We start from the raw sequence: 21,409 nt of genomic DNA, 5'->3' as shown, positions 1-21,409 counted from the left end.
GGTCAGGAGCGGGGCGTGCGCACGAGACGCACGTCGCCGCTGAAGGTCGAGATGTCGAGCTGCAGCGCTACCCCGCCGCTGCCGGACGCGGGACCGAACTCGAAGCGCCGCACATTGCCACCGCGCCGGTTGGCGCCCGCGCTCCCCGGCATGAGGGTGAGCGGCATGACGGCGGAGAGTTCACCGGTTACGGTGCTGTGGTCGAGCTGACCGCGCGCCTCGTCCGGCAGGCGCAGGATCACATCGCCGCTGTGGGTACCCACCTGCACGCGGGCGGCAGAGTTGAAGTCAGCGGACACCCGCACGTCACCGCTCATGGTTTCCGCGGTGAACCGGGTAATCCGGCTGGCGTCCACGTTCAGGTTACCGCTGGTGGTGCGCACCTCGATGTCGCCGCGCACGTCGCGCAGCTGCATGTCCCCGCTCACCGTGGTGACACGCGCGAGCGTCAGGGCGCCGGTGCGCGTGCCGGCAATGATCACGTCGCCCGAGAGGGTCTCCGCAAAGATGCGGCCCCCCACATCGTCGAGTCGCAGATTGCCGCTCGTGCTGCGCACATCGATTCCTCCGGTGATCCCACGCACCTCCACGTCGGCCGAGAGTGCGCTCACCACCAGGCGTACCCCACGTGGCACATCGAGTTCGATCGCCTGCTGGTCCTGCCACTTGGACGCGTTCCGTTCCCCCTCGGTCGGCATGACCACGAGCGTGACGCCGGTGCTGCGCAGCTGATAGTCGCCGCGCGCGGCGCGCACACGGCCCGTACTGCCGTCCACCCCACGCACGACCAGCCGTCCGCTGCGCACGGTGATGTCCACCACCGCGCCGTCAGCCAGACGCACCGACGTATCGCGTGCCTGTGCGTGCACCATCGTCGACGGCACCAGCATGGCGACCGGGGTGAGCGCGACGAGCGCCGCCAGCAGCGTGGCGGAGACGCCGGCGCGGGGCGCGCGGTCGCGGGGCAGGGACACGTCACTCACAGCAGGGCCACTCGGCGCAGCAGGGTGAGCTTCGCCTGCAATGCCCGATCGAGCTGCGACGACACCACGCTGCTGCGCGGGTCGCGCGCCAGTGCGGCGCGGCTGTCGGCGATGGCCCGGTCGATGATGTCCAGATTGCGCCGAAGCTCCGTCACGGTCACCGAGTCGAGCTCGGTGAAGCGCTCGTCCACGATCTGTCGTAGGGCGCCGATTTCGCGCTCATAGGTGAAGTGCGGGTCGGCGGCATCGGTTTCGTCGGCCACCACCAGCCGCGCGTTCGTCGCGGCATCGCCCGGCAATCCGCCATCGGCCGACAGCGGCTCACCCGACGGCGCGCGTGCGGCAACCGACGCCGCAACGGCATCACCGCGGCGCGCCTTGGCGAGCTGCCACGTGATGCCGGAACTCACGGCCACCAGCACGGTTGCCGCCATGGCGAACCACTGCACCGAGATCCCGCGTCCGGTGCGCAACGCCGGGGGGGCGCCGGTGGTGGACGGCGACAGGGGAACGACCGGCGCCTCGAGCCGCGCTTCGATGCCGGACCAGAGATCGCGCGACGGAGACAGCGAGGGCAGGGCGGCCGCTTGCGCCGTGAGGCGCTCGAGATCGGCCACCAACGCGTCGCAGGTGGCGCACGTCGATCGGTGCGTGAGCATCCAGCCCTGATCGGTGGCTCTCAGGTCGTGCTCCAGCCATGCCCCCAGCTGCGCCTCGAAACGGGCACAGTCGGCGGACACGGTGGCAGGTGGGCGAGTGGTCATGATGACGTCCTAACGAGTCAGTGCGGCACGCAGCAGCATGCGCGCGCGGTGCAACTGGGCCTTGCTGCCGCCCGGCGAGATGCCGAGCTGCGCGCCGATCTCCTCGTGGGTGAAGCCTTCCACGTCGTGCAGCACGAACACCGTGCGTGCCCCCTTCGGCAACCCGGCAATGGCCCCCTCGAGGTCGAGGCGGTCGCCCACCGACTCGCCGCGTGACGGTGCCTGGTCGAGGGCCTCGTCATCGGCGGTGCGGTGGTCCCGAATGCCAAGCGTCTTCCGGCGGGTGAGCACGACGTTCACCGTGACGCGATGCAGCCAGGTGGCAAACGCCGCGTCGCCGCGGAAGCCCGGAAGCTTCTCCCACACGCGCACGAACACGTCCTGGGTAACCTCTTCCGCGAGTACCCGGTCGCCGAGCATGCGCACGCACAGGCTGTATACCCGGTCGGCATGTGCCCGATACACCCGCTCAAACGCCCGGCGGTCGCCGCCGGCCGCGGCTGCCACATCGTCACCGTCCGGCGTGTTCGACGCCGGGCTCGGTGCGGAGATGTGGAGAGTGCGGTCGTTCACGCGCAAGGCGAGCAGAGGGGGCTCCGGAAACTTGACACCCTTTCGACCGCGCGGCGGGCTCGAAGGTTTGAAAGGCGGCACCAGCGCCCTCGGCAGGGGGACTCGGCAGGGGAGCCCCCAGGCCTCGGCCTCCGGGTCAGCGTCCCTCCACGATCTCCCGCAGCTGCCCGAAGCGGCTGAGCCAGTGGTTTGGCTTGGCGTCGGCCAGCTCCTCGCGGCTGAAGGGCCCCCAGAGGGCGGCCGCGGTGGTCACCCCCGCGGCACGACCGGCGTGCATGTCGTGTGGGGAATCGCCCACGAAGAGGGCGGCGTTGGCGTTGGCGCCCAACCGCTCGAGCGCCAACCACACCGGGTCGGGGAGGGGCTTGTGCCGAGTGGTCTCTTCGAAGGTCACGACCGCATCGAACGCGTCGCCCAGTCCCACATGGTCGAGGGAGCGCTTCGTCATCCCTTTCCCCTTGCTGGTCACGATGGCCGTGGGGTACCCGGCGGCACGCGCCCACTGGATGGTGTCGAGCACCTCGGGAAACGGTGTGGTCAGCCGCTCGAGGTGGAGGTCCTGGTAGTCGCGATAGCGCCCCACCATGGCCTCCACGTCGGCGGCATCGGTGCACCACGCGTGCAACTGGGTGCGCAGCGGGGTGCCGATTCCCGCCACCCATTCCGCGGTGGTGGGGACCCGGTCCCGCTCCGCAAAGGCGTACTGCATGCACTCCAGCAGCAGGCCAATGGAATCGATGAGGGTACCGTCGAGATCGAAGAGCAGGGCAGGTTGGGCCATCCCCAACTCTAACCGCTGAGGCCCCGCTCATCAGCGCCGGTGGCCCGGGAGCGAGCACTCCGGTGGGGAGCACCGGCGCTCAGGGGCTGGCGCCTCGGCGCATCCCCCTCGGCGACCGGCCGCGGCAGCACCACCACGCACGCGTCGACGTGCGCACCTCCGCCCTCAAGAGCCCGCCCCGGGCTGCGGCCGTGCTCGGAGGTGCGCACGAGTTCCGGAAAGGTGCGCCACGCGCGCACGGCTTCACCGTGAGCGGCTTCACCGTGAGCGGCTGCGCCGGCGCGCCAGCGTCGCAAGGCCGGTTCGCATCCAGCGCCGGTGGCTGCGGCAATACACCTTCGCGCCGCGGCGATCTCTGCCGCCCAACGCTGGCGCTCGACGGCGCTCCAGCTCTGCAGCAGGGAACGCAGCCAGTGCAGGGTCAGCTGTTGCTCGGTACTGTGCTTCTCGACGCCCGCCAGCCGATGATTGGCTGGCCGCTGATCGGTGGCGTCCGTTGCCAGGCCGCTGAGCCGACGCTGTCGTTCGTGGGCTAGCCAGCGTTGCACGGCGCGGGCGATGCGTCGGCGTACCGCGGGCCACGGCACGTCCGGTTCGGCGTACGTCACCTGATGCGAGCGCGCGCCGACCGGCGGTGGAGACGGTGGTCGCCGGCATCGTGGTGGCCAGTGCCCTTCTGCGACGGCGAGCAGGGCATCGGGGCGTGCCGACACCCAGGCGCGCTGCGGGTGCAACACGACGGCGAGCGCCAGCGGCCCGTGGGTCGTGTGCAGCAGCACGAGTGCGCCGTGCAGTGAGCGCGGGGCGGCGCGCCACCTCGCCCATCTCACCGGGCGTGCGTGTGGCAGGTCGTGGTCTCCGTTGGTGGACGGTGGCATCCATGTGGCGAGGAGTTCGAGCCAGCGGGTGTTGCGGTCGGGTGCCGAGCGGCGGGCGGTGCTGCCAACGAGCCGTGCGGCGAGTGCGGCCTTGTGTGCCACGCGCTCCTCGATGCGCAGGTGCTGTCGGATGTGCCGTGCGCAACGCAGGCGATACTCGTGGACAACGGCATGCGGGGACCCCAGCCGCAGCACGCGTCCGCTGCGCTGGGTGCGCAGCGCATGGGTCCACGGCAGATCGAGGTGTAGCACGACTCCGGCATCCTGCAGGTTCACACCTTCGGCGATGAGATCCGTGGCGAGCAGCAGGGTGACACGCTGGTGGGTGGGGGGCGGCGGGCGGCCGTGGGCGCGCGGGGCGAAGGCTTCCAGCAGCGCGGTGCGCGTGACCGGCCCGCTGGCGATGCGCGCCTGCCGGCTGGTGAGCAGTCCCACGCCGGCAATGTCGGCGAGGGCGCGAAACAGCGCCTCCACGGTGCGGGTGTGTTGGGAGAAGGCTACGACGGGCACCTCGCTGTGGCCTTGGCATACGTGCCGGACGTACGCGGCCCGCAGCCGGTCGGCGCGGGCGGTTGCGCGGTGATGATCGCGCAGGGCGCGCAGCGCGGTGGTGTGGCGCTCGAGCACCTCGATCATCGGCTGGGGTGCGTGCGGGGGGTCGAGTGCGTGTTCGACGAGCAGTTCGGGAAAGCCGAGCTGCATGTCGGTGGCCTCATCGCCTACGAGCCAGCTGGCGAGCTCCTGGGCGGTGGGATGTCGTCCCGCATCGAGGGCTGAGCGGAGCGCTGCGGCGCGCTGCAGTCGCCGGGTGATGGCATGGGTGAGTGCGGCGTCGCTGGAGCACCAGGCGCGGAGCAGCCCCAGCCTGATGAGGGCGCCACTGGCGGCGCCGTGGCGTGCGGGAAGTGGGGCGGGGAGTTCCAGCAGGCGATCGAGGGTGCCGGGGTGTTGGGCGATCGTGTGTGGGGGGTGGATGCGTTGTGGCGGCGGTGCGGCGCGCGGTCCACTCGTCGGGCTCTCCCCGCCTGCCCCGCCACCCGTCGTGCTACCGTGCCCGGGCGTCTCGTGAAGGCGATCACGTCGCACGATGAGGGTGGCGAGCAGGTGACGGGGAAGCGGGGTGGCGTGATGACCGCGGAAGAGCGCAAAGAGTGCTTCGAGGTCGCGCGTCCGATTGTGGAGTGGTGTGGCGCTGAGGAGCAGCACATCGCAGCCCGTGACAGCCTGTGCGACATGTCGGTAGCGGGTGGTCTGCTCATTGCGTAGTGCGTGGGCTTCGTCGATGATGACGAGCACGCGCCGGTGGTGTGCCGACGATGCCGTGGCCCGATCGGCGAAGGCGGGGAGTGGTTTCACCGAGGCCTGGTGCAGCGAATGCACGGTGATGGCGGCTTGCCGGCTGCGTAGCAGTGCGGCCTGCCACATGGTTACGAGCGTGGCGGGGGCGATGATGGTGGTGTGTGCGTACTGCCGTGCCACCGCAAGTGCCGTGAAGGTCTTGCCGAGCCCGACGGCATCGGCGAGCAGGGCACCGCGGTGGCGCTCGAGCATGGCGAGCAGCCGTGCGGCGGCGTGGCGCTGGTGGGGCAGCAGGCGCACGTCGCCGAGCGCTTCGGGGGGGAGCGGCGGCAGCAGGGCGGTGGCGAAGCGGTGGCGGACGGTGCGCAGGCGGTCAGTCATGGTGGTGCCACTCCAGCAGTGGCGCGAGCAGGGTGGGGGCCAGCTGGTAGGCTTGCAGCACGGTGGCGTCGAGCGTGGCGCTATTGATGGGCGCACCGTGTGCCTGCTGCTCCTGATGCAGCAGCTGTTCCCCCAGGGGGTGGAGCAGTTGCACGGCGCGATTCCAGTCGGCGGGCACGGGGAGTGCGGCAACGGTCCAGCCGAGGAATCGTTTGAATCCACCGCGCGCGGGTTCGGCGAGTGCGCCGAGCCAGGCGTTGGCGATGGAGGAGGAGAGGAGAGCGTGGAGGGCGTAGCTGTCGGCGAGCGTGGGGAGTCGCATGACGTAGCAGCTGTTGAGCGGGACGGTGGGATCGCCGGCGGGGAGCACGGTGCTGCGCATGCTGCGTGCGATGTCGGCCCAGACGAGTCGTGGGCGATCGGTGCGGGCGGCTTCGGTGCGGAAGAGCGTCCACCACGGGTGGGTGCGTCGTGCATCGCGGCGCGCCTGCAGGGTGGGGCGCCATTGGGCGAGCCAGCGGGTGGCGGCGGGGGGCAGGGTCTTGAGTGGACGTCCATCGTGGCCGTGTGTCCAGAGGACGCGCAGGTCCTGTGGGGCGGGTGTGTCGCCCCGCGCGGCATCGTGTGCGGCGGCGAGGCCGATGCTGTCGCCGCGGAGTGCGGGGCGCAGGAGGGTGCGCTCGATGACGGCCTGTCGCGCGGGGCCGGAGAGTGCCGTGACGGTTGCGCCATCGTCGTGGTGTTCAGTGGCGTGCACCACGAAGGCGGCGTTGCAGCCGCATTTGACGCCGAGGAGTGGGCGGCCGAGTGGCGTGGTGGCGAGCGCGGGTCCGGCGGCGCGGAGCTGCTCGAATGCGGCGTGGGCGGCAGGTGGGAGCAGCAGCCAGGGTGCGCCGTGGTCGCCTTGGAGTGAGAGCGTTTCGGCGCTGCGGTCGAACCAGCGCGTGCGATGCGTGGTCACGGCGCAGCGGACGAGGGGCGGCGTGGCATGGGGCGCGGCGGTGTACGGCGTGGCCGCGTGGGGATGTGGTGTGTGGCGGCTGGTGGTGGGGGTGCGGCGACTTCCGTGGCGGGCGGGGGTGGCGTCCTTGCGTCGCGCCACCACGAGCGACGGGTAGGTGGCCGCATCGAAGAGCGCGGGCGCCTGGCTCCAGTCGTGCACGAGGCACAGCTGCGTTTCCTCGAGGAGGAGGCGTCGGACGCCTCCGCCGGAGAGCGTGCGCCAGAGCTTGGCCGGAACGAGCAGGGCGAGCACACCGTGTGGGGCGAGCAGGTGCACGCTGCGTTCGACGAAGGCGGCGGCGAGATCGGCCTGGGCGCCGAAGCCGGCACCGGCTCCGGCGCGAGTGGCGCCGGCGTGCCAGGTGGCGGCGCGCATGACGCGAAACTCGTGGCGCAGCCACTGGCGTTCGCTGGCGGCCAGCGCGTGCGGGCGTACCCACGGCGGGTTGCCGACGACCAGCGAAAAGCCGTTGTGGGCGGCCACATCGGCGAACACGGAGGCGAAGCGGAAGGGGAGGGCGGCGCCGAGGTGCAGTCGTTGCGTTTCCGCGGCCAGTTCGCGTGCGTGTTGGCGCAGCGTGTCGAGGCGCAGGCGTTCGGCGCGTTGCGGGCGTCGGCGGTCGCCAAACAGATCGCGACCGCGCAGCACGGTGAGCAGCGTGCGACGTTCGTGCTGCAGCGCCTCCCGGCGGCGGGCAAGTTCCCTGACGGCGCGCCGGCGTTCCTCGCGGTCGAGGGTGTCGGCGAGGCGGTGCTTGCGGGCGCCGGCGGCGCGTGCGTAGCGCTCGCGCAGGCGGGCGAGGGTGCGGGCGCTGGGCGCCGCGAACTGGAAGCTTCCGCCGGTGAGCGAATCGCCCACGCGGATGTGGTGATCGAGATTGGGGAGTGGTGGAATGCGGTCGGGGTGTGTGGCCGGGCATTCGATGATCACGGAGAGCCAGAGGCGCAGCTCGCAGAGCCAGACCGCCATGGGTTGGCGGTCGACGCCGAAGATGGAGCGGGCGAGCAGGTCTCGGCGGCGGATGTGGGTGTCGCGCGGGTCTCCGAGGCGTGCGAGGAGGGCGTCGAGCTGTTCGAGGAGATGGACGAGGAAGGCGCCGGAGCCACAGGCGGGATCGATCACCCGCAGCGCCTCGATGCGGGCGCGCAGCGCGTCACGTTGCTCGGGGGAAACGACCGTGCTGTCGGCTGCGGCAGTCTCGCCAGCGAGGGTGAGTGCCTCGGGGATATCGGGGAAGAGCGTGGTGAGCGCGGCGTGGACGGTGTGGCCGACCAGCGCAGGGGGCGTGTAGTACGATCCGGAGCGTCGTCGCTCGCTGCTGGCCATGAGTCCCTCGAAGGCGCGCCCGAGCATTTCAGGGTCGACGGCGGCTTCGGACCATTGCGCGGAGTCTTCGTGCGCCGTGAAGCGGTGCCGGTCGATGACGGCGACGACGAGATGGGTGACGGCATCGTCGGAAAAGCGCCAGCGGTGCCACCGCCGTTCGAGTGCGGTCGGGGAGAAGAGTCCGCCGTTGAGGAAGGGAACGGCACCGAAGGCGCGCGCGGCGGCCGCGCGTTGGCGGGCCGGGGTGTTGAGGGTACCGAAGAAGAGGGGGCGGAGCAGGCGATCATGGAGGCGCCCGCCGGTTTCCAGCTGCTTGACCGTTTCCGTGAGCAAGAAGTCGCGCCGCTGATCGAGCCATCCCTTCGCTTCGAGGAACGCGAGGAACAGGCATCGTGATGCGCAGAGCAGGGCGAGTTCGCGCCGTTCCTCGCGCGAGGGGGCGCGCTGGTGGGCGGGTGTGGTCGCGGCAGTTGCGGCGGGGCCGCGCGTGGAGTGGGGCGCGTGCAGCGACAGCGCGAGGGTATCGACCGCCTGCTCGAGGGCGCGGTAGAATCGTCCGCCGAGTGCGTCACGCTGCAGGATGTCGGCAAAGCGGGCGTGTCGCAGCAGATCATCGGGCTCACCGACCGCGGCGAGGGTGCGCAGCGTTTCCGCATCGGAGTCGAGCACGCGGGTGCACTCGACGCGGAGCGCGGCCACGCGGGTGGTACCCTGGCCCGGGGAGGCGATGGCGAGGCAGAGGGTGGTGCCATCGGCTCGCCGGTCGACGGTGAGCAGGCACCAGAGGCGATCGGGGGCGGACCGGCAGAGCGAGGCGGCCAGTCGTCGGGTACGCTCCCGGGCGTCGTCGATGGGGAGGGTGTCTGCCAGTGGCGCCGCGAGGTCGGCGAGCAGGAGGCGCAGGGTTCCCGCGCCCACCGCCAGTTCGGCGCGCCGGGTGAGGGGGGCGATGCCGAGGGCGCGCCTGTTGGCGGCATCGACGGGTGCCGCAGGGCCGAAGCCCAGCACCTGGCCGATTGCGCGCAGCGGCGTGAACGGGTTGAGTGCACCATCGGGGCGCGTGTCGGCACGCGCGAGCAGTCGGGCAGCAGAGCGGAGAGTGAGCACGGCGGCACGATGTCACCGACGCGCGCACGTTGTGTCACCCGAATCGTGCGCGCGTGTGCATTCCAACGCAGGGGCCGACGCGCCATCTTTTGCGCCATGCCGATGACTCCGGTACGCGAAGTGGCGTTGGTCTTCACCCGCCTGGGGCTCACGGCGTTCGGCGGTCCGGCCGCGCACATCGCCGCCATGGACGACGAACTCGTCACTCGGCGCGCGTGGCTGTCGCGCGACGACTTCGCCGACCTCATCGGCGCGGCCAATCTCATTCCCGGCCCCAATTCCACCGAACTGGCGATTCACCTGGGCTACCGTCGTGCCGGGTGGCCCGGACTGGTGGTGGCCGGGTGCTGCTTCATCGCCCCGGCGGTGCTGCTGGTCTGGGGGATCGCGTGGGCGTACGTCGCTCTGGGGACGCGTGTGGAGGTGCAGGCGCTGTTCCAGGGGATGCAGCCGGCGGTGCTGGCCGTGGTCGCGCAGGCCATCTGGCGGCTCAAGGGCAGCCTCGCGCGCACGCGGCTTGGCGTGGTGCTGGCGATGCTGGCCTTCGTGGGGGTGCTGCTGGGTGTGTCGGAGCTGGTGCTGCTGCTGGGGGCGTTGGTCGCGGCCCTGCTGTATGCGGTCCTCTCCTGGCGTGGCGCCAACGCGTCGGGTGCCGGGTTCGCCATCGGACCGTGGCTGGGGCTGGGGAGTGCGAGCCTACCCCAGCCGGTAACGCCCACCGGAGCCGCGGCCATGTGGACCGCCGCGGGAGCGGCCGCCGTGAAAGCCACCGCCTCGCTCTCCGCGGGGGCGCTGTTTCTGAGCTTCGCGAAGATCGGCAGCGTACTCTTTGGCAGCGGCTACGTGCTGCTCACCTTCTTGCGCGGCGAGTTCGTGACGCGACTGGGCGTCCTGTCGGAAGCACAACTGCTGGATGCGATTGCCGTAGGGCAGGTGACTCCGGGGCCGGTCTTCTCGGCCGCGACCTTCGTGGGCTATCTGCTGGGCGGCCACGCTGGAGCCGCCGCGGCCACGGCCGGGATTTTTCTGCCGGCGTTCGTGGGTGTTGCCGTGACGGCGCCACTGGTGGCGCGCCTGCGCCGGTCGCCGGTACTGAGCCGCACCCTCGACGCCGTGAATGCCGTCACGCTGGCCTTCATGGCGGGGGTGGTCCTGCTCATGGCACGCGGCATCGCTCTTTCGCCGTGGTCGCTCGCTATCTTGGTCTCGGCCACTCTGCTGCTGCTTGGCACGCGTGTTGGTGCCGGGTGGGTACTCTTCGGCGGTGCCTTGGCCGGACTCACGCGTCTGCTGATCACCGGCGCCGCCGGTTCTCCCTGACCTCACTCCCCTCCGCCTCGTGTCCCTGCGCACCTGCTGGATCAACGGCTCGTACGTCTCCGAAGCCGACGCCACCGTCTCCATTTTCGATCGCAGCGTGCTATTCGGCGACGGTGTGTACGAGGTGGCGGCCGTGTTCAACGGCCGGCTGCTCGATGCCGACCGGCACCTCGTGCGCCTCGAGCGTTCCATGCGCGAGATCGCGCTGCCGAGCGCGTATCCGGTGGCACAGCTCGAAGCGGTCATGCAGGAGCTGGCCACGCGGGGCGGCATCACCGAAGGGCTGGTGTATCTGCAGGTCACGCGCGGTGCAGCCGAACGCGACTTCGCCTTTCCGGAGCAGGTCACGCCCACGGTGTTCGCCTTCGCGCGCCCCAAGCGCCTGAGCGACGATCCCAATGCGAGCGGCGTGCGTGTGCACGTGGTACCCGATATTCGCTGGCAGCGATGCGACATCAAGAGCACGGCAATGCTGGCGCAGGTGCTGGCCAAGCAGGCGGCGCGGCAGGCGGGTGCGTTCGAGGCGATGATGCACGAAGACGGCCTCGTGACCGAAGGCGGCTCGAGCAATCTGTGGATCGTGCGCGACGGGGTGGCGTACACCCGGCCGCTGTCGAACGACATTCTGGCCGGTATCACCCGGCACGTGTGCCTCGAGGTGGCCGATGACGCCGAGGTGCCGGTGGTCCAGCGCGCCTTCACGGTCGACCAGGCACGCGCGGCTGACGAGTGCTTCATCACCAGCGCCACCAGCTTCGTTCTGCCCATCACGTCCATCGACAGCCATGTGGTGGGAACGGGGGCCATGGGGCCGGTGACCAGTCGCATGCGCGCGGCGTATCTGGCGCGGGCAGAACGGCTCACCCGCTGACCACTGCACAGCACGGTTTCCGTTATCTTTCAAGGGTGCCCCATCGTTTCCCCGCTCCGGAGTGTTCGCCATGAAGACCGCGCAGCAGCTGATCGCCGAGGCCAAGGCCGCCGTCACCGAAGTCACGGCGCGCGAGGTGCAGGATGCCCTCGGCCGCGGTGAGGCGCTCACGCTCATCGACATTCGCGAGCAGAACGAGTGGGCGTTGGGGCATGCGGCACCGGCGCAGTACATAGGGCGCGGCGTGCTGGAAAGCCAGATCGAGGCCAAGGTGCCGCGCGATGCGCGGGTGGTGCTGATGTGCGCGAGCGGCAACCGGTCGGCGCTGGCCGCGGTGACGCTGCAGCAGATGGGCTACGGCAACGTGGCGTCGCTCGCTGGCGGATTCCGCGACTGGGTGGCGTCGGGCGGCGAGGTCGCCGGCTGACCGCGCGATTGCCGGCGGTGAACAACGCCGACTCGGCCGCGCGCCTGCGCGAGGCGCTGCGGCACCCCATGGTATCTGCCTTGGCCACGCGCCTGGCGGCTCGCGCTCCCGAGGAGGCCACGGCGCTCGACGACACGCGGCTTGCCGCCGTCGCCGCGGTGCTGCGGGTCGTCGATGGCGCGCCCGAATTGCTCTTCATCAAGCGGGCCGACCACGACGGCGATCCGTGGAGCGGGCACATGGCGTTTCCCGGTGGCCGTTACGAGGCGACCGATGCGTCGCTGCTGGTCACGGCGCAGCGTGAAGCGTTGGAGGAGTTGGCGCTCGACCTGCGGGCGGGGGTATGGCTGGGGCAGCTGGATGACCTCGCTCCGCGCAATGCGGTGCTGCCGCCGCTGCTCATCCGCCCGTTCGTGGCGCTCGTGGCGGCCGACGTGACGTTCCTGCCGAACGAGGAAGTGGCCGCAACGTTCTGGGTCCCGCTCGCCGTTCTCGCGCACGCGGACAGCCGCGGCGAGCACGTGATGACCATCAACGGCACGCGGGCGCGCTTCCCCGGCTACCGCGTGGAGCAGCATATCGTGTGGGGCCTGACCGAACGCATCGTGCAGCAGCTGCTGTCGCTGCTCGATCCCGAGCATTTCAACTTCGAGGACACCGCGTGACCATCGTCTCCATGAAGCGGGCCACTGCCGCTGCCGGTGTGCTACTCCTGCTCGGCGCTTGCGCCCGGCCGGCACCGGTGCCCCTGTCGGCACCCATGGCGGGGAAGCGCGTGGAAGGCGATCGCGGTATGGTGGCGGCGTCTCACCCCGATGCAGCCGCCGCCGGCGCGGCGCTGCTTGGGCAGGGTGGCAACGCCATCGATGCGTACGTGGCCACGGCGTTTGCCCTTTCCGTAACCGACGTCTCGCAGACCGGACTTGGCGGCGGCGGGGCGATGACCTTCTACGACGCGTCGGCGCGCCGGGTGGAGCACCTGAGCTTCTATCCCCGCACCGGCGCCAATCCCGAGTGGGCGCGCCCCGACAGCTCGCGCGGCCGGGCGATGGGACGCGCCGCCGCGACGCCGGGCATGGTGGCCGGGTTGCTGGAGGCGCACGGCAAGTGGGGCCGCCTGCCGCTCGCGCAGGTCATGGCACCGGCCATTCGCCTCGCACGCGACGGCTTCATCGTGTCACCGCTGCTGGCGCGCACGATCGAGCGTTCGCGCGACAAGATGATGGCCGATTCGCTGGCGATGCTGCGCTTCATGCCGGGAGGCCGCGCGCTGCGGCCGGGAGAGCGGCTGGTGCAGCCCGAGCTCGCGAACACGCTGGAGCGCATTCGTGACGGCGGACGCACCGCGTTTTACGGGGGCGACATCGCCGAGCGGCTGAGTGCCAAGGTGCAGGCGCGCGGCGGGCTGATCAGCGTGAGCGACATGCAGCGCTACGCCGTGCTGACGGTGCGTCCGCTGTGCACGACGTGGCGGCAGTACACGGTGCTCGGTGCGCCACCGCCAATGGGTGGTGCCTCGGTGCTGGCGATGCTGCAGATGGCCGATCGCAGTGGGGTGGCCAGCGCGGGGGGCTTCACGTCGCACCCCGAGGCGGTGGTGAAGATGGCCGACATCATGCGCCTTGCCGGTGCCGATGCGAACCGGTGGCGTGGTGACCCGGTCGCGCTGCGCGTACCGGCGCGCGGCGCGTCGAGCGCATCGTTTGCAGCCGTCCGTGCGGGGCTCGTTGGCGGCGCGTTGCCGGACACCGTGCTGGCCGGCAACGCTCCGGCCTTCGACAGCATCGCGGTGGCGTCGACGTGTGCCGGCTTCGACCCGTATCCCGCGCAACCGGTCTCGGCGACGGCGCCGGGTGAGGCGGGCGACCTACCGACGGGACGCGACGTGTCGGGTGAGGCGCCGCGCGAGGGCGAGAGCTTTACCTCGCACCTCTCGGTGGTGGACGGGCAGGGCAACGCCGTGTCGGCCACCACGACGGTGGGCGTGCTCTTCGGGTCGGGGGTCTACACCGACGGCTTCTGGCTCAATTCGTCGGCCTCGAACTTCGATGCGCGGACGCGTGGCACCGAGCGGTATGCCAACAGCACCATGTCTCCCACGCTCGTGCTGGAGGGGAACGCCGTGCGTCTGGTGATCGGTGCGGCCGGGTCGCAGTACATTCAGCCAGCGATCGCGCAGGTCACGTTGCGCACTCTGGCGTTCGGCGAAGATCCCTGGACGGCGATCGCGGCGCCGCGCATTCACGCGTCGGCCGCGAGCACCGAGGTGGAAGTGGAGCCGGGCTTTGCGTCGGAGGTGTACGAGGCGCTGGTGCGGCGCGGTTATCGCCCGGAGAGCCGGGTGGCCGACATCACCTTTGGCGGCGTACACGCGGTGTACGTGAGTCCGCGCGGCCGTCGCATTGGCGTGGCCGACCCGCGCCGCGACGGGGTGGCGGCGCGGCAGTAGCTCGCGCCGGCCGACCGGCGCTGGGGCGCTTGCCGAGGGTTTAGTGGTGCCTAAATTGTTGGTATGGCAACACCGAATCCTTCCCCTCCGTCCGATCCAGTAGCGGTCCCTCCGGAAGCGGCGACTGTCGAACCCGGCTGGCGCCGTGCCCGGCTGGCGCCATCGCTCTCCGAGGTGCACCGCTCCGTCGAGGTGCACGGCGCCACCTGGTTCCGCAAGCTGCTGGCCTTTGCCGGCCCCGGCTATCTGGTGGCGGTGGGATACATGGACCCGGGCAACTGGGCCACCGACCTCGCCGGTGGGTCGCGCTTCGGTTACGCGCTGCTGTCGGTCATCCTGCTCTCCAACCTCATGGCGGTGCTCCTGCAGGGGCTCGCCTCCAAGCTGGGCATCGTCACCGGTCGCGATCTCGCGCAGGCCTGTCGGGATCACTACTCGCGGCGCACCGGGTTCGCGCTCTGGGTGCTCTGTGAGCTCGCCATCGCGGCCTGCGACCTGGCCGAAGTGATCGGCACCGCCATCGCCCTCAACCTGCTCTTCGGCATCTCGCTGCCCGTGGGCATCGCCATCACGGCGTTCGACGTGATGATCGTGCTGTACCTGCAGAACAAGGGCTTCCGCCTCCTCGAAGCGTTGGTCATCGCGCTCATCGCGGTGGTGGGCGGTTGCTTCGTCTTCGAGCTGTTCATCTCGAAGCCCGACATCGGTGAGGTGGCGCGCGGCTTCCTGCCCACCACGGAGATCATCACCAACCCCGAGATGCTGTACATCGCCATCGGCATCCTGGGTGCCACGGTGATGCCGCACAATCTGTATCTGCACTCGAGCATCGTGCAGACGCGGAAGTACGCCGAAAACACCGAGGGGAAACGGGAGGCGGTGCGCTTTGCGTTTCTGGACAGCACCATCGCGCTCACCTTCGCGCTGTTCATCAACGCGGCCATCCTCATCGTGGCCGCCGCCACCTTCCACAGCACCGGCAACACCGAGGTGGCGGAGATCCAGGACGCCTACAAGCTGCTGTCGCCGCTGCTGGGCGTGGGTGGTGCCAGCGCGGTCTTCGCCCTCGCCCTGCTGGCGTCGGGACAGAACTCCACGCTCACCGGCACCCTGGCCGGGCAGATCGTCATGGAGGGATTCCTCGATCTCCGGTTGCGGCCGTGGCTGCGCCGGCTCATCACGCGCGCCATCGCCATCGTGCCGGCGGCCATCGTGGCGATACTTTATGGCGAGAGTGGCACGGCCAAGCTGCTCGTGCTCAGCCAGGTCATCCTCTCGCTGCAACTCTCCTTCGCCGTGTTTCCGCTGGTGCAGTTCACCTCCGACAAGGTGAAAATGGGCGCGTTCGTCAACTCCACGCCACTCAAGGTTGCGGCCTATACCGTGGCCACGGTCATCGCCTCGCTCAACGTGTGGCTGCTCGCGCAGACCGTGCTCGGGTGGATGCACTGATGTACCGCCGCATCCTCGTGCCCCTCGAGCACTCATCGTACGATCGCGTCATCATCGACCACGTGCGCCAGCTCGCCAGCCTGTGCGGCTCCTCCATCGTGCTCATCCATGTGGCCGACGGCTGGGCCGCGCGCAACCAGCAGTCGCTCAAGCTGCGCGAGTCGGAGGAGATGCGCGTCGATCGCGACTACCTCGAGGGGCTCTGCGCCCAGCTGCGCGGCGAAGGGTTTGAGACCGAGTCCCTCCTTGCTGGAGGGGACCCGGCCTCGGAGATCGCGAGCGCCGCCGACCGCGAGCGGTGCGACCTCATCGCCATGGCGACGCACGGGCACAAGGGGCTGCAGGACCTGCTCTACGGGACCACCGCCAACGGGGTCCGGCACCGGACCATGGTGCCGGTCCTCATGGTCCGGGGTCCCGTTGGCGGTCGCCCCCGCTGATCTTTCGCACCATGACTGCCCGCCCCGCTGACTCGCCCCCGCTGCTCACCGAACCGGTCGAGGACTATCTCAAGGCGATCTACGAGCTCGAGATGCGCCACGGTGCGGCGGCCACCTCCGACGTGGCCAGTGCGCTCGCCGTGGCACCGGCGTCGGTGACCGGGATGATCCGCCGGCTGGCCAGCCAGGGCTTTCTCGATCATGTGCCCTACAAGGGCGTGCAGCTTACGGCGCTGGGCCGCCAGGCGGCGCTGCGTACCATCCGCCGGCACCGCATTCTCGAGACGTACCTCACGCGCGTGCTGGGGTACCCGTGGGACCGCGTGCACGACGAGGCCGAGCGGCTCGAGCATGCCGCGTCCGACGACCTCATCGCGCGCATGGCGGCGGCGCTGGGCAACCCCACGGCGGATCCGCATGGCGCCCCCATCCCCACAGCCGACGGCCACGTGGACGAGCGCACACACCGCACGCTGGCCGACCTTGAAGTGGGCGAATGCGCGCGGATGGTGCGCGTGAGCGACAAGGATCCGTCGCTGCTGCGCTACCTGGCCGAAATCTCGTTGCAGCCGGGGGCCGAAATCACCCTCGTGGCACGCGCGCCCTTCGACGGCCCCATCACGCTGCGCATCGGTACCGCCGAGCCGCTGGTGGGACCCAATCTGGCCGCGCAGGTGTTGGTGGAATCGATGACGTCCTCCATGCCAGCCTCCGCTTCCGCTCGCCGCCCTGCGGCGCCCTCCGCACCGGCTCCTGCTGCCACCGCCGAGTCGGCGGGCGCACGCCCCCGCTCCCGCAAGCCGTCGCGCTGACCCGCCCGCTGGCGTTGCCGAGGGAGGGGCGGTGATGTGCTACCGATGGCGCGCGGTCTCCGCCGCGCTCGTGCTGTTCGCGGCACTCGCCGCGTGTCCCGCGCTCGCGCCTACGGCGGGGGCGCAGGGAGACACCATTCTGTCGCCCACGTACGGCCGCCGTGCGCCCACAGTACGCGGGATCGCCGTGGATGCGCGCATGGCCGAGGATTTCGGCTTGCGCCCGGGCGCGGTAGTGCGGCTGTCGGGTACGCCGGGGGTACCGGGGGACAGCGTCACCGTGGCTGCCGTCTTCGAGCGCAGGGCCGACCCCGCCGAAGTGGCGCGGCGCGAGTATCGCATCCGCACCCACGTCGATCATCTGCAGCAGCTGCTCGCACTCGACGATCGGGTCGACCGATTCGCCGTGGGCGTTCCCGACTCTGTGCCCATCGATTCCGCCGTCGCCCGCATCAACCACGTGGCGTTCGGCTTTCGCGCGCACAAGTCGGCCGACGTGGCGGTGCAGAGCTCACGCACCTTTCGGGTGGTGGAGCGCTTTCATCGCGCCATTGGCCTCATCACCGTGGTGGCCAGCGCGGTCTTTCTGCTCTGCCTGCTGCTGTTGAGTGTCGAGGAACGCCGGCGCGACATTGCGGCGCTGCGGCTCATGGGGATCTCGCAGGCAACGGTCGTGCGGGCCATCGTGATCGAGGCGGCGCTGGTTTCGGTGATCGGGAGCGTCATCGGTGCCGGGATCGGGTGGGTCGCCAGTCTCATCGTGAACGCGCACTTCCAGCAGGTGTACCGCACCCCGCTGCTGTTCGCGCTGCTCACGCCGGAGATCTTCGCCTTCGCCACGCTCACCAGCCTCGTGCTTGGTATCGCCGCGGGCGCCGTGGCCGCCTGGCGACTGGTGCGCACGCCGCCGCTCACGCTGCTTGGCCGATGACGTCGCACCCCGGAGGCCACCCATGAGCATGCGCGCCACGCTGGCCTTGGCCACCCTGCGCCGTCATCCCTCACGCACCGCCCTGGCCGTGATGGGCATTGCCGTGGCGGCCGCGTTGCTGCTCGACATGGTCATGCTGGCCACGGGCATGCGGGAAAGCTTCCGCTCGCTGCTGCTCACCCGCGGCTACCAGCTGCGCGTGTCCCCCAAGGGGACGCTCCCCTTCGACAGCGAGGCCACCATCGACGGCGCGACGGCCATCGTGTCGGCGTTGCGTGCCAATCCCGACATTCGCGCCGTCAGCCCGGGGCTGGGGGCCACGCTGGCGTTGCCGGGCCATCGGTTCCCGTCGGTCTTTTCGCTCGGGCTCGAATCCGATGTGCAGGGCGACTACGTCCTGGACGGAGGGCGCGACCTGCCGCCGCCGTCCGACCGCACCACCGGTGCGGCTGCGCCATTGCCGGCGGTGGTGAACCGCGCGTTTCTGCTGCGCAGCGGCAAGCAGCTGGGCGACACGCTCACGGTGGCATCCGGTATCGACGCGCAGCTGCGCACCACGGCGCGCGCGCGCGTGGTGGTGCTGGCCGGTGAAGGCCGGTTCTTCTACGTACCCGCCGAAACGCCGGTCATGGCCCTGCCGCTGCGCGAACTCCGCACCCTGTTGGGGAGCGCCTACCGAGACCGCATGTCGGTGGCCATGGCCGAGAGCCGGCGCGGCGATTCGGCCAGCGTGGAAGCGGTGCGCACCTGGATTGCGCAGACCCAACCGCGCGTGACGGCCATCAGCACCGAGACCGCCATTCGGCAGGTCGAGGAGCGCCTTTCGTACTTCCGGCAGCTCGCCTTCGTACTCGGGGCCATCAGCCTCGGCATCGGCTTTCTCCTCGTGGCCACGCTCGTCACGCTGTCGGTGAACGAGCGACGGGGAGAGATCGCCGTGTTGCGCGCCATTGGTACCCAGAAGGGGGGCGTACTGCGCCAGGTCTTTCTCGAGGGGTTCATGCTGAGTGCCACCGGCATTGCGGGGGGGCTGCTGCTGGGGCTCGTGACCGCACGCTGGCTGAACGGCATTCTGCGCGACTTCCCCGGGCTGCCGGCCGCGTTCGACTTCTTCCGCTGGAGCCCCGAAGCGGCATGGAAGTCCCTGGCCCTGCTGCTCGTCTCCGGAACGCTTGCCGGACTGTTGCCGGCGTGGCGCGCCGCCTCCATTCCCATCGTGCGCTCGCTGCGCGAGGACGCTGTTGGCTGACATGACGCACTCCACACCCGTGGGCTCGCGTGACGAGGTGGTGATTCGTTGCGAACAGGTGGAGCGCAGCTACCGCATGGGCGACGCCCTCGTGCAGGCGGTGCGCGGCATCGATCTGGAGATCGCTCGCGGTGAGTTTGCGGCCATCACGGGACCATCCGGGTGCGGCAAGAGCACCCTGCTGCATCTCCTGGGGGCCATCGACGCGCCGAGCAGCGGGCGCGTGCTCGTGAACGGCCGGGACACGGCGCAGCTGGGCGATACCGAGGCCACCGACTTTCGGCTGCGGCACATCGGCTTTGTGTTTCAGCGCTTCTACCTCATGCCCACGTTGTCGGCCCAGGAGAACGTGGAGCTGCCGCTCGCCGAAGCGGGGATGGACCGGCGTGCGCGCCGCACGCGGGCCGAGCAGCTGCTCGGGTACGTGGGGCTGGGTGACCGTCGGGATCATCGCCCCACGCAGCTGTCGGGTGGTGAACAGCAACGCGTGGCCATTGCCCGTGCGCTCGCCAACAGTCCGGCGCTGTTGCTGGCCGACGAGCCCACGGGCGAGCTGGATGCCGCCACCGGTGAGCGTCTGCTCGAGCTGTTCGGACAGTTGCATCGCGACGGCACGACGCTGGTGTTTGTCACGCACGACACGGTCGTGGCCAACCGCGCCCAGCGGGTGATTCGCCTGCGCGACGGCCTGGTGTCGTCAGACACCCGCAACCGCCCTGCCTGAGCCACGTGCCATGAACCGCGAACGGCTGGGCACCTCGTGGCTGCTGGCGTGGCGCACGGTCACGTCACGTCCGTGGCGTGCGCTGCTGCTGTGCAGCGGATTCGGCGTCGGAGTGGGCGTCATGGTGGTGCTGCTGGCCGTCGGCGAGGCGATGGTGCGCCAAGCCAGTCAGGAGCGGCTGGTGGGCGGTGGCCAGATCACGGTGCTGCCGGAAGGGATCGATCTCGAGGTCCTCACGACCGGCGGGCTGGGTGGGCTGTTCTTCTCGGTGCCCAACGCGCGCTTCGTGTACCGGCAGGTGCTCAGCAATCCGCGTCTCGCTGATGCCGTCTCGGTGGCGGCGCCGCAGATGGAGGGAAAGCTGCTCTATCTCACCACACCGGACGGCGTGGAGCGGGCCGTTCGGGCCACCGGTGAAGTGCCGTCGGCCACGCGGGCGCTCGGGGCGATGCCCACGATCACCGAGGGGGTGTGGGAGGACGATGCTGGTGACCTGCGCTGGACGCGTCCCACGGTGGCGGAGCTGCGACACGAAATCGACCACTTCCATCGCCCTGCCGATGGGCTGGCGAACGCCGACTCGTGGGGCGAATGGCACTACTTCAACGTGCTTTCCCCCGACGCCTCGAGGTGGGCCTTCATCACGTTCCTCGTGGGCGGTGATGTACGGGGAGAGCGGTGGGGAGGGCAACTGCTCGTCACGTTGCACGAGCGGGGGCGGGCGCCGCGGCGCTTCGTCACGAACGTTCCGCGGGAGCGGGTTCGCTTCAGTCGTCGCGATGCCGACGTGCGTATTGGCGAGGGAAGCGTCACGGTGCTTCCCGACGGGCGCTACGCGATTCGGTCCGTGGGTCGTGAAGCAGGCACGGGCGCATCGCTCTCCCTCGACCTGGTGGTGTCACCAACGCCGCGCGTGGAGTTCCCCGGTGCCACGCTGGTGAGCGGTGACTTCACCTCGGGCTACGCGGTGCCGGCGCTGCGCGCCACGGCCACCGGCCGCATCTGCGTCGCGTCGCGCTGCGACCGCTATGCCGAAGCGCAGGCGTATCACGATCACAACTGGGGAGGCTGGCGTGGCGTGACGTGGGAGTGGGGCGCCACGCGCGCCGGTGACTACACGCTGCTGTACGGACGCGTCACGCCCGAAGACACAGCGGGCAGTTCGTCGCCGCTGTTCGTGTACGTGACCGACGCACGCGGCTTCGTGGCGCTGTTCCGCCCCCGGGTCGTGCACTACGAGGATGCGCGCGTGGTGAACACGGCGGAGGGGCCGCTGCGGGTGCCGGCCAACGCCGAACTGTTCGATGTGCGCGACGCGGATACGCTGCGGCTGCAGCTCACGATCGACGACGCGGTGGCCACCGACACGCGCACGGGGCTCGCCGAACGTGGCGAGGGCGACTACGCGCGCGGCCTCGCCCGACCGTGGTTCGTGCAGATGGCGGGCGAGGCGCAGCTCAGCGGACGCATTCGCGGCACCGTGCTCAGCGGGCGCGGGCGCGGCTTCTTCGAAACGTACCGCTGATCCGCCCCGCTGTGCGTGGTCCCGGTCTGCCGGTGCCTCAGCGCACGCGCTGGGTCACATACTCACGCGTCTCCGGAGCGAGGCGCGCCGAGTCCAGCCATCGGTGTGGCGATC

Annotated in this window: 18 protein-coding genes; 12 read left to right on the top strand and 6 right to left on the bottom strand. The window is 70.4% G+C overall.

Features of this window, described 5'->3' with window-relative positions:
- Window positions 1-2: 2 nt before the first annotated feature.
- The 6 genes from O9271_RS07135 to O9271_RS07110 all read right to left on the bottom strand — a co-directional run bounded on the left by O9271_RS07135 (window position 3) and on the right by O9271_RS07110 (window position 9,095).
- Window positions 3-983 carry a DUF4097 family beta strand repeat-containing protein gene (locus tag O9271_RS07135; RefSeq protein ID WP_298267664.1) on the bottom strand — a complete coding sequence of 327 codons (981 nt, stop codon included), beginning with the start codon at window positions 981-983 and terminating at the stop codon, window positions 3-5.
- Window positions 980-1,747 (bottom strand): hypothetical protein, encoded by a 768-nt coding sequence (locus tag O9271_RS07130; protein ID WP_298267662.1) that lies wholly within the window; start codon window positions 1,745-1,747, stop codon window positions 980-982. The genes O9271_RS07135 and O9271_RS07130 overlap by 4 nt, the downstream gene beginning before the upstream one ends.
- Window positions 1,748-1,756: 9 nt before the next feature.
- A complete protein-coding gene (locus O9271_RS07125) occupies window positions 1,757-2,320 on the bottom strand; it encodes an RNA polymerase sigma factor (RefSeq protein WP_298267660.1) in 564 nt (187 codons plus the stop codon).
- Window positions 2,321-2,456: 136 nt separating this feature from the next.
- Window positions 2,457-3,101 carry an HAD-IA family hydrolase gene (locus tag O9271_RS07120; RefSeq protein ID WP_298267658.1) on the bottom strand — a complete coding sequence of 215 codons (645 nt, stop codon included), beginning with the start codon at window positions 3,099-3,101 and terminating at the stop codon, window positions 2,457-2,459.
- Between the two features lie 8 nt (window positions 3,102-3,109).
- On the bottom strand, window positions 3,110-5,659 hold the full coding sequence (locus tag O9271_RS07115) for a DEAD/DEAH box helicase (RefSeq protein WP_298267656.1): 2,550 nt from the start codon (window positions 5,657-5,659) through the stop codon (window positions 3,110-3,112).
- On the bottom strand, window positions 5,652-9,095 hold the full coding sequence (locus O9271_RS07110) for an N-6 DNA methylase (RefSeq protein WP_298267654.1): 3,444 nt from the start codon (window positions 9,093-9,095) through the stop codon (window positions 5,652-5,654). The genes O9271_RS07115 and O9271_RS07110 overlap by 8 nt, the downstream gene beginning before the upstream one ends.
- 96 nt (window positions 9,096-9,191) lie before the next feature.
- On the opposite strand from O9271_RS07110, the gene chrA reads away from it, so the two are divergent.
- The 12 genes from chrA to O9271_RS07050 all read left to right on the top strand — a co-directional run bounded on the left by chrA (window position 9,192) and on the right by O9271_RS07050 (window position 21,295).
- Window positions 9,192-10,415, top strand: a complete 1,224-nt coding sequence (gene chrA, locus O9271_RS07105; protein ID WP_298267652.1) for a chromate efflux transporter — start codon at window positions 9,192-9,194, stop codon at window positions 10,413-10,415.
- 19 nt (window positions 10,416-10,434) lie between these two features.
- Entirely contained in the window at window positions 10,435-11,286 is an 852-nt protein-coding gene (locus tag O9271_RS07100) for a D-amino-acid transaminase (protein ID WP_298267649.1), read from the top strand.
- A 70-nt stretch (window positions 11,287-11,356) separates the two neighbouring features.
- Window positions 11,357-11,713 (top strand): rhodanese-like domain-containing protein, encoded by a 357-nt coding sequence (locus O9271_RS07095; RefSeq protein ID WP_298267647.1) that lies wholly within the window; start codon window positions 11,357-11,359, stop codon window positions 11,711-11,713.
- Window positions 11,714-11,730: 17 nt separating this feature from the next.
- Entirely contained in the window at window positions 11,731-12,378 is a 648-nt protein-coding gene (locus tag O9271_RS07090) for a CoA pyrophosphatase (protein WP_298267644.1), read from the top strand.
- The gene (locus tag O9271_RS07085; protein ID WP_298267642.1) at window positions 12,375-14,162 is read left to right on the top strand and encodes a gamma-glutamyltransferase; all 1,788 of its coding nucleotides are present in this window, start codon (window positions 12,375-12,377) and stop codon (window positions 14,160-14,162) included. Before O9271_RS07090 ends, O9271_RS07085 begins: the two co-directional genes overlap by 4 nt.
- Before the next feature lie 63 nt (window positions 14,163-14,225).
- The gene (locus tag O9271_RS07080; RefSeq protein WP_343213876.1) at window positions 14,226-15,614 is read left to right on the top strand and encodes an Nramp family divalent metal transporter; all 1,389 of its coding nucleotides are present in this window, start codon (window positions 14,226-14,228) and stop codon (window positions 15,612-15,614) included.
- Window positions 15,614-16,054, top strand: a complete 441-nt coding sequence (locus tag O9271_RS07075) for a universal stress protein (protein ID WP_298267639.1) — start codon at window positions 15,614-15,616, stop codon at window positions 16,052-16,054. Before O9271_RS07080 ends, O9271_RS07075 begins: the two co-directional genes overlap by 1 nt.
- A gap of 11 nt (window positions 16,055-16,065) precedes the next feature.
- The gene (locus O9271_RS07070) at window positions 16,066-16,866 is read left to right on the top strand and encodes a metal-dependent transcriptional regulator (RefSeq protein WP_298267637.1); all 801 of its coding nucleotides are present in this window, start codon (window positions 16,066-16,068) and stop codon (window positions 16,864-16,866) included.
- Window positions 16,867-16,900: 34 nt separating this feature from the next.
- Window positions 16,901-17,797, top strand: a complete 897-nt coding sequence (locus tag O9271_RS07065) for an ABC transporter permease (protein ID WP_298267635.1) — start codon at window positions 16,901-16,903, stop codon at window positions 17,795-17,797.
- A 22-nt stretch (window positions 17,798-17,819) separates the two neighbouring features.
- The gene (locus tag O9271_RS07060; protein WP_298267633.1) at window positions 17,820-19,046 is read left to right on the top strand and encodes an ABC transporter permease; all 1,227 of its coding nucleotides are present in this window, start codon (window positions 17,820-17,822) and stop codon (window positions 19,044-19,046) included.
- A 1-nt stretch (window position 19,047) separates the two neighbouring features.
- Window positions 19,048-19,770 (top strand): ABC transporter ATP-binding protein, encoded by a 723-nt coding sequence (locus tag O9271_RS07055; RefSeq protein WP_298267630.1) that lies wholly within the window; start codon window positions 19,048-19,050, stop codon window positions 19,768-19,770.
- A gap of 10 nt (window positions 19,771-19,780) precedes the next feature.
- Window positions 19,781-21,295, top strand: a complete 1,515-nt coding sequence (locus O9271_RS07050) for a hypothetical protein (RefSeq protein ID WP_298267628.1) — start codon at window positions 19,781-19,783, stop codon at window positions 21,293-21,295.
- The last annotated feature ends 114 nt before the right edge of the window (window positions 21,296-21,409 follow it).

This window comes from Gemmatimonas sp. (assembly GCF_027531815.1).
Taxonomy (GTDB): Bacteria; Gemmatimonadota; Gemmatimonadetes; order Gemmatimonadales; family Gemmatimonadaceae; genus Gemmatimonas.
Note: the sequence above shows the minus strand (reverse complement) of the source record. Positions and strands in the feature narration are given on the sequence as shown.

What these genes read in the sequence shown, in the direction of transcription:
- O9271_RS07065 (WP_298267635.1), top strand. Translation starts at nt 16,901, where the DNA reads ATGTGCTACCGATGGCGCGCGGTCTCCGCCGCGCTCGTGCTGTTCGCG.
- O9271_RS07050 (WP_298267628.1), top strand. Translation starts at nt 19,781, where the DNA reads ATGAACCGCGAACGGCTGGGCACCTCGTGGCTGCTGGCGTGGCGCACG.
- chrA (WP_298267652.1), top strand. Translation starts at nt 9,192, where the DNA reads ATGCCGATGACTCCGGTACGCGAAGTGGCGTTGGTCTTCACCCGCCTG.
- O9271_RS07115 (WP_298267656.1), bottom strand. Translation starts at nt 5,659, where the DNA reads ATGACTGACCGCCTGCGCACCGTCCGCCACCGCTTCGCCACCGCCCTG.
- O9271_RS07120 (WP_298267658.1), bottom strand. Translation starts at nt 3,101, where the DNA reads ATGGCCCAACCTGCCCTGCTCTTCGATCTCGACGGTACCCTCATCGAT.
- O9271_RS07060 (WP_298267633.1), top strand. Translation starts at nt 17,820, where the DNA reads ATGAGCATGCGCGCCACGCTGGCCTTGGCCACCCTGCGCCGTCATCCC.
- O9271_RS07130 (WP_298267662.1), bottom strand. Translation starts at nt 1,747, where the DNA reads ATGACCACTCGCCCACCTGCCACCGTGTCCGCCGACTGTGCCCGTTTC.
- O9271_RS07095 (WP_298267647.1), top strand. Translation starts at nt 11,357, where the DNA reads ATGAAGACCGCGCAGCAGCTGATCGCCGAGGCCAAGGCCGCCGTCACC.
- O9271_RS07070 (WP_298267637.1), top strand. Translation starts at nt 16,066, where the DNA reads ATGACTGCCCGCCCCGCTGACTCGCCCCCGCTGCTCACCGAACCGGTC.
- O9271_RS07080 (WP_343213876.1), top strand. Translation starts at nt 14,226, where the DNA reads ATGGCAACACCGAATCCTTCCCCTCCGTCCGATCCAGTAGCGGTCCCT.
- O9271_RS07075 (WP_298267639.1), top strand. Translation starts at nt 15,614, where the DNA reads ATGTACCGCCGCATCCTCGTGCCCCTCGAGCACTCATCGTACGATCGC.
- O9271_RS07055 (WP_298267630.1), top strand. Translation starts at nt 19,048, where the DNA reads ATGACGCACTCCACACCCGTGGGCTCGCGTGACGAGGTGGTGATTCGT.